At 71.2% G+C, this 13,718-nt stretch carries 12 protein-coding genes and 1 pseudogene; 8 read left to right on the forward strand and 5 right to left on the reverse strand.

Annotated elements, in window-relative coordinates; translation table 11 throughout:
* The first annotated feature begins 44 nt into the window (after window positions 1-44).
* A complete protein-coding gene (locus tag ACT3TD_RS08640) occupies window positions 45-1,079 on the forward strand; it encodes an alcohol dehydrogenase catalytic domain-containing protein (protein ID WP_301443615.1) in 1,035 nt (344 codons plus the stop codon).
* Window positions 1,080-1,281: 202 nt separating this feature from the next.
* Window positions 1,282-1,485 (forward strand): cold-shock protein, encoded by a 204-nt coding sequence (locus tag ACT3TD_RS08645; protein WP_301443614.1) that lies wholly within the window; start codon window positions 1,282-1,284, stop codon window positions 1,483-1,485.
* Between the two features lie 470 nt (window positions 1,486-1,955).
* Here the strand turns inward: ACT3TD_RS08645 and trhA are convergent, their stop codons facing one another.
* From trhA to ACT3TD_RS08660, 3 genes are all read right to left on the reverse strand, one after another.
* On the reverse strand, window positions 1,956-2,654 hold the full coding sequence (gene trhA / locus ACT3TD_RS08650; RefSeq protein WP_301442833.1) for a PAQR family membrane homeostasis protein TrhA: 699 nt from the start codon (window positions 2,652-2,654) through the stop codon (window positions 1,956-1,958).
* A gap of 10 nt (window positions 2,655-2,664) precedes the next feature.
* The gene (locus tag ACT3TD_RS08655; protein WP_301442832.1) at window positions 2,665-3,264 is read right to left on the reverse strand and encodes a 1-acyl-sn-glycerol-3-phosphate acyltransferase; all 600 of its coding nucleotides are present in this window, start codon (window positions 3,262-3,264) and stop codon (window positions 2,665-2,667) included.
* A 105-nt stretch (window positions 3,265-3,369) separates the two neighbouring features.
* Window positions 3,370-3,960, reverse strand: coding sequence for a TetR/AcrR family transcriptional regulator (locus tag ACT3TD_RS08660; protein WP_301442831.1), 591 nt, complete (start codon window positions 3,958-3,960; stop codon window positions 3,370-3,372).
* A 137-nt stretch (window positions 3,961-4,097) separates the two neighbouring features.
* On the opposite strand from ACT3TD_RS08660, the gene ACT3TD_RS08665 reads away from it, so the two are divergent.
* From ACT3TD_RS08665 to ACT3TD_RS08690, 6 genes are all read left to right on the forward strand, one after another.
* The gene (locus ACT3TD_RS08665; protein WP_441578865.1) at window positions 4,098-5,135 is read left to right on the forward strand and encodes an NADP-dependent oxidoreductase; all 1,038 of its coding nucleotides are present in this window, start codon (window positions 4,098-4,100) and stop codon (window positions 5,133-5,135) included.
* The gene (locus ACT3TD_RS08670) at window positions 5,132-5,746 is read left to right on the forward strand and encodes an isochorismatase family cysteine hydrolase (protein ID WP_301442829.1); all 615 of its coding nucleotides are present in this window, start codon (window positions 5,132-5,134) and stop codon (window positions 5,744-5,746) included. Before ACT3TD_RS08665 ends, ACT3TD_RS08670 begins: the two co-directional genes overlap by 4 nt.
* A 92-nt stretch (window positions 5,747-5,838) precedes the next feature.
* On the forward strand, window positions 5,839-7,236 hold the full coding sequence (locus tag ACT3TD_RS08675; protein WP_301442828.1) for a glutamate decarboxylase: 1,398 nt from the start codon (window positions 5,839-5,841) through the stop codon (window positions 7,234-7,236).
* A gap of 53 nt (window positions 7,237-7,289) precedes the next feature.
* Complete coding sequence (locus ACT3TD_RS08680) at window positions 7,290-8,270, forward strand: pyridoxal-phosphate dependent enzyme (protein WP_441578869.1); 981 nt, start codon at window positions 7,290-7,292, stop codon at window positions 8,268-8,270.
* Window positions 8,267-11,116, forward strand: a complete 2,850-nt coding sequence (locus ACT3TD_RS08685; protein ID WP_444637980.1) for an FAD/NAD(P)-binding protein — start codon at window positions 8,267-8,269, stop codon at window positions 11,114-11,116. The genes ACT3TD_RS08680 and ACT3TD_RS08685 overlap by 4 nt, the downstream gene beginning before the upstream one ends.
* 81 nt (window positions 11,117-11,197) lie before the next feature.
* Window positions 11,198-11,797 carry a nitroreductase family protein gene (locus ACT3TD_RS08690; RefSeq protein ID WP_301442826.1) on the forward strand — a complete coding sequence of 200 codons (600 nt, stop codon included), beginning with the start codon at window positions 11,198-11,200 and terminating at the stop codon, window positions 11,795-11,797.
* A 4-nt stretch (window positions 11,798-11,801) separates the two neighbouring features.
* Here the strand turns inward: ACT3TD_RS08690 and ACT3TD_RS08695 are convergent, their stop codons facing one another.
* Both ACT3TD_RS08695 and ACT3TD_RS08700 read right to left on the reverse strand, forming a co-directional pair.
* Window positions 11,802-13,460 carry a dipeptide ABC transporter ATP-binding protein gene (locus ACT3TD_RS08695; protein WP_441578868.1) on the reverse strand — a complete coding sequence of 553 codons (1,659 nt, stop codon included), beginning with the start codon at window positions 13,458-13,460 and terminating at the stop codon, window positions 11,802-11,804.
* A gap of 2 nt (window positions 13,461-13,462) precedes the next feature.
* A pseudogene (locus ACT3TD_RS08700) lies at window positions 13,463-13,718 on the reverse strand (ABC transporter permease); the annotation flags it as partial.

A 13,718-nucleotide genomic window follows, 5' to 3' on the forward strand; every position in this document is an offset into this window, starting at 1 on the left:
TGAATAACCCTGAAGAACCAGAAGTACGAGAAGAAGGAGCACCCATGCGTGCAGTGACATTCACCGCCAAGGACACCGTCGAGGTCCAGGACCGGCCGGTGCCGGAGATCCAGGCCGACGAGGTCCTGCTGAAGGTGTCCGGGGCCGGACTCTGCCACTCCGACCTGCACATCATCGGCACCGACGACAGCCCGCTGATCGGCGCCACCCTGGGCCACGAGGTGGCCGGTGTCGTCGAGAAGACCGGCGAGGCCGTCACCGGCTGGGAGAAGGGCGACAGTGCCCTGGTGGCCCTGGTCCTGAGCTGCGGTGAGTGCAACAAGTGCCTCGCCGGACGCGACAACGAGTGCGAGGTGGCGAACCCGCGCGGCGCGATGGCACCGGTGTCCCCCGGCATCGGCTCCCCGGGCGGCATGGCCGAGTACATCGCGGTGAAGACCCACCACCTCGACCCGCTGGGCGACCTGGACCCGACCACGTCCGCCCCGCTGGCGGACGCGGCGCTGACCCCGATGCACGCGGTCAACAGCATCCGTGACCGGCTCGTGGGTGGCGCCACGGTGGTCACCATCGGTCTCGGCGGGCTGGGTCACGTGGGCCTGCAGATCCTCGCGGCCACGACCGGTGCCCGGATCATCGCCCTGGACACCGACGCGTCCAAGGTGGAGTACGCCGCCTCCCACGGCGCGGACCTGGCGCTGCCCAGCGACGGCGACGCCGCGGCACGCATCCTGGAGGAGACCGGCGGGCGCGGCGCGGACGTGGTCCTGGACTTCGTCGGCGTGCAGCCGACCGTGGACCTGGCGTTGTCGGTGGTCGGCGTGGGCGGGGCGATCCGTTTCGTCGGCCTCGGCGGCGGCGAGTTCGGCTACAACACCGCGGCGTCCCCGCTCGAGTGGGGCGTGAACATCGAGCGCGCCTACGGCGGCACCCGCGCCGACATGCGCCAGGCGGTGGCGCTGGTCCAGCAGGGCAAGCTGCACGTGGAGACCACGACGTACCCGCTGGAGGACGCCGCGCGCGCGTTCGACGACCTGCGGGCGGGCACGGTCGCCGGACGCATCGTGCTGGTGCCGTAGCCGGCGTCCTTGGTGGCTGGGGCCCCGCGGTGTAGTGTGGACGTCGGTTACAGTTTCTGAGTTGTTTTTCCCTTTCGGTTCCCCGGAAGGAATCAAGTTCACGGAAGTTGTCTTTTGGACGCGAACTGATTCCTCCAGGAACATTCGGTCGACCCAGCGCACGGAATGATCCGGACGCTGACACTGAAGAAAGGATGATCTCATGATCAACGGAACTGTCAAGTGGTTCAACGCCGAAAAGGGCTTCGGCTTCATCTCCCCCGAGGACGGCTCCGCCGACGTCTTCGTCCACTACTCGGAGATCCAGGGCAACGGTTTCCGTAGCCTCGAGGAGAACCAGAAGGTCACCTTCGAGACCGAGGACGGCCGCAAGGGCCCGGCCGCTGTCTCCGTCACGGTGGTCTAGGAAGAACTTCCCGACCCCGGCACCGTCGTTCAGCGACGGTGCCGGGGTTTTCCTGTGCGTGCCCCAGGGTTAATGGTCAGAATGCGTGTCTGCCTCGGGCGCATCATGACCAGCGCTCAGCCCGTCTCGACCTGCAGGCGACCGGGTTGTACGGGGCAAGTCCCGGGAAGCGGTGGCTCCAGCGCCTCTGCTGCCCGGCGCAATCCCTGCATTTCGGTCCGGTCACTGCCAGTGATCGGACCGAAATGCAGGGATTGCGCCGGGGACTCGGGACGAGCTGCTTCGGGCTACCCGGAGTCAGCGGGCGCAGCCTCCATGGGCCGGTACGACGGAGCAATGGCGGCTCCGCGGCTCAGTAGCTCCCGAAGAGCTATCCGAGCCCCCTTCCTCTAGCTTGACCTGCTGCGGAGCGCCGGTCCCGGACACACATTCTGTCGTTTAACCCGTGCCCCACCTGCGCGGGGTACGGGTTATGCGGCGTTCAGCACGATCATCCAGATGGCGATGTGGTGCAGGCCGGCGGCGATGATCGTGCCGGCGTGGAAGACCTCGTGGAAGCCGAACCAGTGTTCGCTGATCGTCGGCCACTTCAGCGCGTACCCCAGCGCGCCGACGCTGTAGATCACCCCGCCGAGGATGATGAGCACCAGCTCCGGTGCCGTGAGCCCGTGCCACAGGATGTTCATGCCGAACACGGCGATCCACCCGAGCACCAGGTAGATCGTGACGGACAACCACCGCGGGTGGGTGATCCACAGGATGTTGACCGCCACCGCGGCGATCGCCGTGACCCAGCACAGCACCAGGAGTGGCACCCGGTTTCCCGGTGCGTCGGCGCCGAGGAAGATCGGCCCGTAGGTGCCGGCGATGAAGATGGCGATCATGGAGTGGTCGGCCCGCCGCCAGCCCTGCACCGAACCCTCGCTCTTCCAGGGCACGCGGTGGTACAGGGCGGAGACCCCGAGCATGCCGGCGAGGCAGAGCGCGTAGACGGCGGTGGCCACGGCCAGCCAGGAGAACCCGGTGGTGGCGAACGCCAGGACGGTGAGGCTGGTGCCGGTGCCGAGGAAGAACCAGAACGCGAACAGGTGCAGGTAGCCGCGCAGCACGGGCCGCGGCCCGCGGTAGAACACGGTGCGCCGGGTGGGGGTACCGGGGTCGGTGGTCATGACACGCCCCTCACACCGCACCTGGCCCGCTGCCCGGCTCGCGACCCGGCTCATGACGAAGCCGCGGCTCGACCCGGGAGGCGGGGATGAACCCGGACTTGTCGCGGTAGAACTCGCGGATCCTCGCCATGTCGGCGGCGACGTCGCCGGTGACCTCGAAGGTGGGGCCGAGGCCGGTGGTCATGGTGGGACGGTCCACGTAGCCGAGCGTGAGCGGCAGGCCGGTCTGCTCGGCGAGGCGGTAGAAGCCGGACTTCCAGTACTCGTGCGCACCGCGGGTGCCGTCCGGCGTGATGACGATGGCCAGGCCCTTGTCGTCGTTGAGCTGGGAGACCAGGTCCCCCACGACCTCGCCGGGGGACTCCCGGTCGACGGCGATCCCCCCGAGCGCGCGCATCACCGGGCCCCGCAAGCCGTGGAAGAGGCTGGTCTTGCCCAGCCACCGCATCCTGATCCCCAGCTTCCACGCGATGGCGAGCATGAGGATGAAGTCCCAGTTGGACGTGTGCGGTGCGCCGATGAGGATCGTTGGACGCTGAGGCGCGGGCTGGGGTGCCAGCCGCCACCTGCTGACGAACCAAAACGCACTGGCGATGAGGCGTTTTATCATTGGCCCATATTACAACGACAGCGGCGTGGAGACGGGGTGGAGACGGGGCTACCAGGGGGCCTCCAGGTGGCCTTCAGGGGCCCTCCAGCAGCTCCCCGGCGACGCCTACGCCGCGTCCAGCAGATCGCGCGCGGTGCCCACCGCGGTGACGGCGGCGTCCGGGGAGACCCGGACGAGCACGGACGCGGAGATCACCAGCCCGGTGCAGGCGTCGGCCAGGGTCTCCTGGCGGGCCGGTTCCAGCTGCGGCCGGGCGGCGCGGATGCCGCGCAGGTAGGCGGCGCGCAGTTCGGCGCGGTAGTCGTCGACGACGCGGGCCATCGTCGCGTCCCTGCCGATGGGGGCGGTGGCGGCGTTGAGGATGAGGCACCCATCAGAACCATCAGCCGCGCTGGCGGCGTCCTGCGCGCCGAAGGCGTCCTTGAGCATGTCGAGGTAGCGCCCGAAGGCGTCCGGAGCGACGGTTTCGCCGGTCAGCGGGGTGAGGCTGGGGCGGATGACCTCGTCGAGGTAGTTGGTCACGGCGGCGTCGAACAGGCCGCGTTTGGAGCCGAAGGCGTGGTAGATGCTGGAGCGGCCCAGGCCGGTGGCGCGTTCGAGTTCGGGGAGCGGGGCGTTGTCGAAGCCGTGGCGCCAGAAGACCGCGCGCGCGTCGCGCACGGCGGTCTCGGTGCTGAATGTCTGTGGGCGTCCCATCGTCGGGCCTCGTCATCCTTCCGCAGTTGCGTACCGGTCGGTACAGTATATACTGTACTGGCCGGACTAAAACTCTGGCCGGGCTCCACATGACACCACCGGACCCGCCGCCACCAGCGTACCGAACCAGGAGAACCATGCCGCAGGCAACAAGCACCCAGATCCAGTTGGTCCACCGACCGACCGGCTGGCCCACGCACGACGACTTCCGCACCGTCACCGTCACCTACCCCGACCCCGCCCCCGGCGAGGTCCGCGTCGCCAACGAGTTCGTCTCCGTCGACCCCTACATGCGCGGCCGGATGAACGAGGGCCGCAGCTACGTCCCGCCCTTCGCACTCGGCGAGACCACCACCGGCGGCGCCGTCGGACGCGTCACCGCCTCGGCGTCCGACGCCCTGCCCGTCGGCACCGCGGTGCTCCACGAGCACGGGTGGACGGACGTCATCCAGGACGACGCGGCCACGTTCCGGCCCGTCCCCGACATCCCCGGCGCGCCGCTCTCCGCCCACCTGCACATCCTCGGCCTCACCGGGCTGACCGCCTACGTGGGTCTGACCCGGATCGCGTGGATGAAGCCGGGCGACACCGTCTTCGTCTCCGGGGCGGCCGGGGCCGTGGGCACCGCCGTCGGCCAGATCGCGCGCCTGCTCGGCGCCGGACGCGTCATCGGCTCCGCCGGCACCGACGCGAAGGTCGACCTGCTGACCGGGAGGTACGGCTACGACGCCGCGCTGAACTACCGCGACGCCCCCGTCCGCGAGCAGCTCCCCGCGCTCGCGCCGGACGGGGTGGACGTGTTCTTCGACAACGTCGGCGGCGACCACCTCGAGGCCGCGCTCGACGTGATGAACGACGCCGGACGCCTCGCCCTGTGCGGCGCGATCACCGGCTACAACACCACCGACCGCGTACCCGGCCCCGACAACCTGCAGAACATCATCACCCGCGGCCTCACCGTCGGCGGGTTCACCGTGGGCGCCCACCTCGACCTGGTCGAGGAGTTCACCACGCGCATGGCCGGCTGGATCGGCTCCGGCGAGATCGTGTGGGACGAGACCGTCGTCGACGGCATCGGCGACACCGTCGACGCCTTCCTCGACATGATGCGCGGCGCCAACACCGGAAAGATGCTCGTCAACGTCCAGAACACCCGAAACGGAGAAGCAGCATGAGCACCGACACCAATGCAGGACGCACCGCCGTCCTGGTCGTGGACCCCTACAACGACTTCCTCTCCGAGGGAGGCAAGGTCTGGCCGATGGTGCAGGACGTCGCCGAGGACGTCGGCCTCCTCGACAACCTGCGCACCCTCACCGACGCCGCGCGGCACCGCGACGTCCCCGTCGTCTTCGTGCCCCACCGCCGCTGGACGCCGACGAACATGCACGACTGGCGGTTCGTGAACCCGAACCAGGCCGCCGCCCTGGAGATGAGGCTGTTCGAGGCCGGTGAATGGGGCGGCGAGTTCCACCCGGACTTCCGGCCCGGCGGGGACGACGTGGTCGTCGCCGAGCACTGGGCGCAGAACGGCTTCGCCAACACCGACCTGGACCTTCAGCTCAAGCAGCACGGGGTGACGCACGTGGTGCTCGTCGGCATGCTGGCCAACACCTGCATCGAGGCCACCGGGCGCTACGCCATGGAGCTGGGCTACCACGTGACCCTCGTGCGCGACGCCACCGCGGCGTTCACCCCCGAGATGATGCACGCCGCCCACGAGCTCAACGGCCCGACCTACGCGCACCGCATCGCCACGACCGCGGAGGTGCTCGAGGGGCTCTGAGTCTCCTTCCGCGCCACGCTCCCCCGCCCTTTCCCCGGCGTACCCTCGGCGGGGAGAGCGCAGGCCCCACCGCCAGGAAGGCAACCTCAGCCATGACCCAGGACCGCCCGCAGGTCGAACTCAACCCGCTGTTCGCCCGTGTGGGCGAGACCACCAGCTTCCCCCGGAACCGCATCCCGGAGTCCGAGTCCCTCCCCGAGACCGCCTACCAGGTAATCCACGACGAGGCCATGCTGGACGGCAACGCCCGGATGAACCTGGCCACCTTCGTGGGTACGTGGATGGACGACTACGCCGACCGTCTCTACCGCGAGGCCTTCGACAAGAACATGGTCGACAAGGACGAGTACCCCGCCACCGCGGACATCGAGGAACGCTGCTGGCGCATGATCGCCGCCCTGTGGAACGCACCCGACCCAGACGGCACGGGCAGTGCAGACGGTACGGGCGGGGCCGTCGGCACCTCGACGATGGGCTCGTCCGAGGCCTGCATGCTGGGCGGACTGGCGTTGAAACGCCGCTGGCAGCACCGCCGCCGCGCCGCCGGCGCGTCCACCGCACGTCCGAACCTGGTGATGTCCTCGGCGGTGCAGGTGTGCTGGGAGAAGTTCTGCAACTTCTTCGACGTCGAACCGCGCTACGTGCCGATCAGCGAGGAGCACAAGGTCCTCGACGGTCACGACCTGGAACGGTACGTCGACGAGGACACCATCGGTGTGGTGGCGATCCTGGGGGTGACCTACACGGGCATGTACGAGCCGGTGGCCGACATCGCCGCCGCACTCGACAGGATCGAGTCGGACACCGGCCTGGACGTGCGCATCCACGTGGACGCCGCGTCCGGCGGCATGATCGCCCCGTTCCTGCAGCCGGAGATGGAGTGGGACTTCCGGCTGCCGCGGGTGGCGTCGATCAACGTGTCCGGCCACAAGTACGGGTTGGTCTACCCCGGGCTCGGGTGGGTCGTGTGGCGCCGGGCCGAGGACCTTCCGGAGGACCTGGTCTCCCGGGTGAGCTACCTCGGCGGGGACATGCCGACCTTCGCGCTGAACTTCTCCCGCCCCGGCGCGCAGGTGCTGCTGCAGTACTACCTGTTCCTGCAGCTCGGGATGGACGGGTACCGGCGGGTCCAGCAGAACACCATCGACGTGGCCCGGTACCTGGCCCGGGAGATCGGGGCGATGCCGGAGTTCGACCTGTGGAACGACGCGCAGGACGTCCCGGTGTTCGCCTGGCGCCTCGCGGGCGCCGCCGCACGCGGCTGGACGCTCTACGACCTCTCCGACCGGCTGCGGATGAAGGGCTGGCAGGTGCCCGCCTACCCGATGCCCGACGACCTCTCCGACGTCACCGTCCAACGCATCGTGGTGCGCAACGGCATGAGCCGCGACCTGGCGTCCTTCCTGGTGCGTGACCTGCGTGCCTGCGTCGACCACCTCAATGCCGCGGACCCTGCCGCCGGGCAGTCGCATCCGGGCTTCCACCACTGAGCCGGTCCGCGGCGTAGCGTCGTGGCAACTGACCGTCGACGAAAGGTCTCCCCATCACGACAGGTATCCGCGGCACGGTCGGCGGGACCCCCCTGGTCCTGCTCGACCGTCTCTTCCCCGGCCCGGCACGGGTGTGGGCGAAACTCGAGGGGTTCAACCCCAGTGGCAGCGCCAAGGACCGCACGGCCGCCGCGTTGCTCGCCTCCGCACTGTCCACGGGCACCGTGCGGGCGGGCGGGTGCGTGGTGGAGTCCAGTTCCGGCAATCTCGGCGTGGCCCTGGCCAGGGACTGCGCACTGCACGACATCGACTTCCACTGCGTGGTGGACCCGCACGCGAACCGCCAGACGGTGGCGGTGATGACGGCCCTGGGCGCGACGGTGCACCACGTGGACTCCCCGGACCCGGCGACCGGCGACTGGCTCGCCGCCCGGCGCACCCGGGTCGCCGACCTGCTCCGTGAACTCCCGGGCGCGGTGAACCTCGACCAGTACTCCAACCGGGCGGCGTTCGACGCGCACTCCTCCGGGACGATGCGGGAGATCGTCGACCAGCTCGGACGCGCCCCGGACGCCCTGTTCGTGGCGGTGAGCACCACCGGGACGATCGGCGGGTGCGTCCGGCACCTGCGCGAGACCGGTGCGCGCACCCGGGTCACCGCGGTGGACGCGGAGGGGTCGGTGCTCTACGGCGGTCGGCGTGGGGAACGTCTGCTGCCGGGGTTCGGTGCCGGGGTGGTCCCGGACCTCGCCGGGCTCACGGACATCGGGGACGTCGTGCGGGTGTCCGCGGCAGACACGGTGGCCGGTGCCCGGGCGCTGGCGCGGCGGGAGGGGATCCTGCCCGGGGCGTCCGGCGGCGCGGTCGTCGCGGCGGCTGCGGGCCGTGCCCGTGAACACGGCCGGAGCCAGGATGCGGAACAGCGGACGGACACCGTGCTAGTGCTGCACGACTTCGGTACCGCCTACCTGGACACGCTCTACGACGACGACTGGGTCGCCGAACACATCGGGGTGGTGCCGTCATGGCGGTGAACTCTCCCGACCTGAGGGTCGCGATCATCGGGGCCGGCCCGCGGGGCCTGTGGGCCGCTGAGGAGCTCCTGGACCAGGCGCGGGCGCACGGGGTGAGGGTGGCCGTGGACGTGTGGGACGACCGGGCCCCCGGCGCCGGGTCGGCCTACGGCACGGAGCAGCCCGACCACTGGACGATGAACGTGTCCTCGCACATCGTCACCAGTGCCCTGGGTAGTTTCGACGGGTGGCGGCGGCAGTTCGGGCGTGGATCCGACGCCGACCCTTTCCCGCCCCGGTCGCTGGTGGGCCGGTTCTTCGCCGAGTCCTGGCAGGCCCTGCTCGACTCCACGCGGCAACCGGACTCGGGGTGCACGCTGCACATCGTGGCCGCCCGGGTCACCGACCTGGGCGAACTGGAGGGGTACGACGAAGTGCTGCTGGCAACCGGGCACGCCCGGACCTGGCCCGGGGCCCTGCCCCCGACCGTCGGGTCGGGGGACGTCCCCGCCGTACCGGTCGTCGGGGTCTATCCACCCGACGGGCTGCGCAGGATCGCCGCGGGCGCGGTGGTGGACGTGCGCGGCGCGGCGTTGACGTTCGTGGACGCCGCGCTGGAGCTCACCCTCGGTCGCGGCGGTTCCGTTGTCCCCGCCGACGGAGGGTGGGTCTACCGCCGCGGCGGGTCCGAGCCTGCGGCCATCCGGCCGCTCAGCCGCACCGGCCGGTTCATGACGGTGAAGCCGGAGCCGGGCAGTCCCCTGGCGGGTCTGCGGCCGTCGGACGGGTTGGCCGCCGAGGAGCGTCGGGTGCGGGTGAGTCGCGACCTCGGGGAGCTGCGGGACGCGGTGGCGTGCGCGGCGGACCGTCTGCTTGCCACGGCCCGGGGCACGGAGGACGGGGCTCTCGTGCGCCGCGTCATCGCAGGTACCGATACCGGAGTGGATGCCGTGACCGAGCTCCGCAACTCCCACGCGGTCGCCACCGGCGCCGCAACCCCCGACGCCGCCTGGGCGGTCGGCCACGCGTGGCGCTCGCTCTACCCCGCGATCGTGTGGCGTACGTCCCACGGTCGACGCATCTCACTGCCCGGTTTCGCGGCGTTGGCCCGGACCCTGGAGCGCGTGGCGTTCGGGCTGCCGCCGCACAACGCCGCCCGGCTGCTGGCCCTCATCGACGCCGGGGTCGTCCACGCCCCGGTACGCGCGGAGGTCGGGACGCTGACGCCGCCGGCCGACGTGGTCATGGACGCGGTCCTCGCCCCGGCCGGGGACGTCCCCGGCACCCTGGCGTCCGGTACCGGGCGGGTGGACGCCGCGGGGCACGTGGTGGGCCGACCGGGGCTCTCGGTGGTCGGACGGGACGCCGACGCGTCACTGACCGGGGCCGACTCCCTCAACCGCTCCCTGCACGACGTGGTGCCACGGTGGGCACGGCGGGTGGTCAGGGCCCACGGGCCCAGCCGCCCCGGGACGCCCGGCGCCGAGGGGACCGTACCGCTGCCCGCACGGCTGGAGCCGTGGATGGTGGAGCTGCTGGGTGACGCCGGGGCGTGTCGCACGTTGCTGGAGGAGCACGGGTCCCCGGTCAACGTCCTGCGCACCGCACCGATGGTGCGCAACATGGCGGAGCTGCGCGACGCCGGCGCCGACGCCGGGGTGGAGACCCGGGTGTTCTACGCCCGCAAGGCGAACAAGGCCCTGTGTTTCGTGGACACCGCGCTCCGGGCCGGTCACGGGGTCGACGTCGCCAGCGAACGCGAGCTGCGCCAGGTCCTCGACCGTGGTGTGCCCGGGGACCGCGTGATCCTCAGCGCGGCGGTGAAACCGGACCGGCTGCTGCAACTGGCGGTGGACAACGCGGTGACCGTGTCGGTGGACAACGTGGCCGAACTGCACCGACTCAGCCGTCTCAGCCGTCTCAGCCGTCTCAGCGAGCAGGGTGACGGCGCTCCCGCGGTCCGGGCGCGCGTCGCCCCGCGGGTGTCGCCGGACCCGGAGCGTCTGCCACCGACCCGCTTCGGGGAACGTCCGGCGATCTGGCGGGACGCGCTCGTGGAAGTTGGGGGCACGGTGGAGGTCGTCGGCGCGCACGTGCACCTGCACGGTTACTCCGCCGCGGACCGGCGGCTCGCCCTGGTCGACGCCCTGCAGGTCACCGATGCCGCGACGGAGCTGGGGCACCGTCCAGAATTCGTCGACCTGGGTGGCGGTGTGCCGATGAGCTACCTCGACGACGGGTCCCGGTGGGAGGCGTTCCTGGACGCCCGCCGCGCGATGGTCGACGGCACCGGGGCGTCCTTCACGTGGAAGTCGGACCCGCTGGCGAACACCTACCCCTTCCACCAGTCGCCGGTGCGCGGCGACTGGTTGCGCGGACTGCTCGACGGATCCGTCGCCGACGCGCTGATCCGAAGGGGCCTGCGGCTGCACCTGGAACCGGGGCGCGCGGTGCTCGACGGTTGCGGGATGATCCTGGCACGGGTGGCCTTCCTCAAGGACCGTAGCGACGGTGTCCCCTTGGTCGGGGTGGAGATGAACCGTACGCAGTGCCGTACCACCTCCGACGACATCCTCGTCGACCCCCTGCTCGTCCGGCAGCGGACGCCTGGCACAGGTCGATCCGGCCGTCCGGAACGCGGTCCCGACGCGGAGGGTTTCCTCGTCGGCGCGTACTGCATCGAGGACGAGGTGATCATCCGCCGCCGGATGCGTTTCCCGGAGGGGATCTCGACGGGGGACACCCTGGTCGTCCCGAACACCGCCGGCTACTTCATGCACATCCTCGAGAGCGCCTCGCACCAGATCCCACTGGCACGCAACGTGGTCCTCTACGACAGGGTCCGGGTCGACGACATCGACCGCTGACGCACACAACGCCGATCCCCCTTCCTATCCACCCCGAATGGAAGGGGAACAATGCGCGCGCGGTGATGGTTGACTCTGGTCATGACACAGCGAACAGACCGCACAGCACCCACCGACGCCCCCGTCCTCGACGTCGTCGCCGGACGGTGGAGCCCGCGCATCTTCGACCGCTCCTCCCCCGTCGACGAGGACGCGCTGCGCAGCGCCCTGGAGGCCGCCCGGTGGGCGCCCTCGGCGTTCAACCGTCAGCCCTGGCGGTTCCTCCTCGCCCGCCGCGGCGGTCCCGCCCACGCCACGGTGCTGGACTCGCTCATCGAGTTCAACCGCGGGTGGGCGAAGGACGCCGCGGCGCTGGTGGTCATCGTCGCCGAGACCACCGACGCCGACGGCAACGTCCTGCCCGAGGCGCGGTACGACGCCGGGCAGGCCGCGGCGTACTTCACCATCCAGGCGCACGCCAACGACCTGCTGGTCCACCAGATGAGCGGCTTCGACCCCGCCGCCGTCGCCGAGGCCTTCTCCCTGGACGAGGGGCTGGTGCCCCTCACCGTGGTCGCCGTCGGCGTCCTCGGGGACGTGACGGGTGACGGCGCCGACGGGGTGGACGCCGCCGTGCTGGAGCGGGAGAACGCGCCGCGTACCCGCCGGCCGCTGACGGACTCCGTGCTCGTCGACGGGTGAGCGGCTACCGGACGGCCACCGCAGGCACGGCAGGCACAGCGGGCACGGCGGGCACGGCGGGCACGGCGGGCACAGCCGCAAGGAGCGTGCGGGTGTAGGGGTGCCGCGGATCGTCGAAGACCTGGTCGGCGGTCCCGGACTCCACGACCTCACCGTCGCGCATCACGATGATGTCGTCGCTGACGTGGTGGATCACCCCGAGGTCGTGGGAGATGAACAGCAGCGCCACCCCGGTCTCCGCCTGGAGGGTGGTGAGCAGGTCGAGGATGCGTGCCTGGACGGACACGTCGAGGGCGGAGACCGGTTCGTCGCAGACGATCACGTCCGGGTCGCTGGCCAGGGCACGGGCGATCGCCACGCGTTGGCGCTGTCCCCCGGACAGCCGGAGGGGACGTGACGGCCGGAAGTCGTCCGACAGTCCCACCTGGTCGAGCAGTTCGGTGACCCGCGTCTGCGCCGGGCCTCCGGTCAGCCCCGTCGTCGACACCGCGTCGAGCAGGATCCGGCCGACCGACCACCGCGGGTCGAAGGAGCTCAGCGGGTCCTGGTAGATCACGGAGACGTGCCGGCCGAGGAACTCCACGGACCCCTCGTCGGGGTCGGTGAGTCCGAGCACGATCCGGGCGGTGGTGGACTTGCCGGACCCGGACTCCCCCACGATGCCGAGGGTGCGTCCCCGGTGCAGCTCGAAGCTCACGTCGCGCACCGCCGGCACCCCAGACGCAGCAGCACCACCGCGTCGCCGCCTCCCCCGGAAGCTCTTCGCCAGCCCCGTCGCGCGCACCACCGGTTCACCCACCGGGGCCGGGCGTCCGAACGGGACCGGTTCGCCCGAGGTCAGCAGCCGGCCCCGGGAACCCGCCGTCGGCACGGCGGCGAGCAGGCTGCGGGTGTAGCTGTGCCGCGGGTCGGCGAGGACCTCGGCGGCGGGCCCCTCCTCCACGACCTCGCCGTGGCGCACCACGGCCACCCGGTCGGCCAGCCGGGCCACCACCGACAGGTCGTGGGAGATGAGGATCAGCGCCGTCCCGTCGTCGGTGGCGGCCTTGAGCACGTCGAGGACCTGCGCCTGCACCGTGGCGTCCAGTGCGGTGGTCGGTTCATCGGCGACGATGAGGTCGGGGCGGTTGGCCAGCGCCGAGGCGATGAGCGCACGCTGGCGTAGCCCGCCGGAGAGTTCGTCGGGACGTTGGCCGGCGCGCAGTGCCGGGTCCGGCACGCCGACCAGGTCGAGCAGTTCCAGCGTCCGGTCGCGGCGTGCCTGCCGGGAGAGCCGGGCCCGTCCCCGGTGGTGGGTGTCGAGCGCCTCCCCGATCTCCGCGCCGACGGTCCGGAGCGGGTCGAGGGCGACCAGGGCGTCCTGGAGCACCAGGCCGATGCGTCCCCCGCGGATCCGGCGCCACCGGCGCGCGCCGAACCCCCGGACGTCGGCCCCGTCGAACTCCAGGCGCCCGGCGCCGACCTGCGCCCCAGGGCCGGCGAGGCCGAGCAGGGAGCGCACGGACACGGACTTGCCCGACCCCGACTCGCCGACCACGGCGAGGGTCTCGCCGCGGTGCACGGACAGGGACACGCCACGCACGACCTCGTGCTCGCCGAAGGAGACGTGCAGGTCACGGATGTCGACCAGCGGGGCGTCCCCGGTGGTGTTGTCTTCAGTCATGGTCATCCTCGTTCGAGTCGGGTGCCCAGGGCACGGCCCAAGGTGGTGAAGGTGAGTGCGACGACGACGATCGCGAGCCCGGGGAACACCTCGAGCCACCAGGCGACCGTGATGTAGGTGCGCCCGGAGTCCAGCAGCGCACCCCACTCCGGGTCCGGCGGGGCCACGCCCAGGCCGAGGTAGGCCAGGCCGGACGCCCAGATCAGCGCCTGGCCGACGCCGAGGGTCACGGTCACGATGAGCGGACGCAGCGCGTTC

Source organism: Corynebacterium sp. AOP36-E1-14 (assembly GCF_052377495.1).
Taxonomy (GTDB): domain Bacteria; phylum Actinomycetota; class Actinomycetes; order Mycobacteriales; family Mycobacteriaceae; genus Corynebacterium.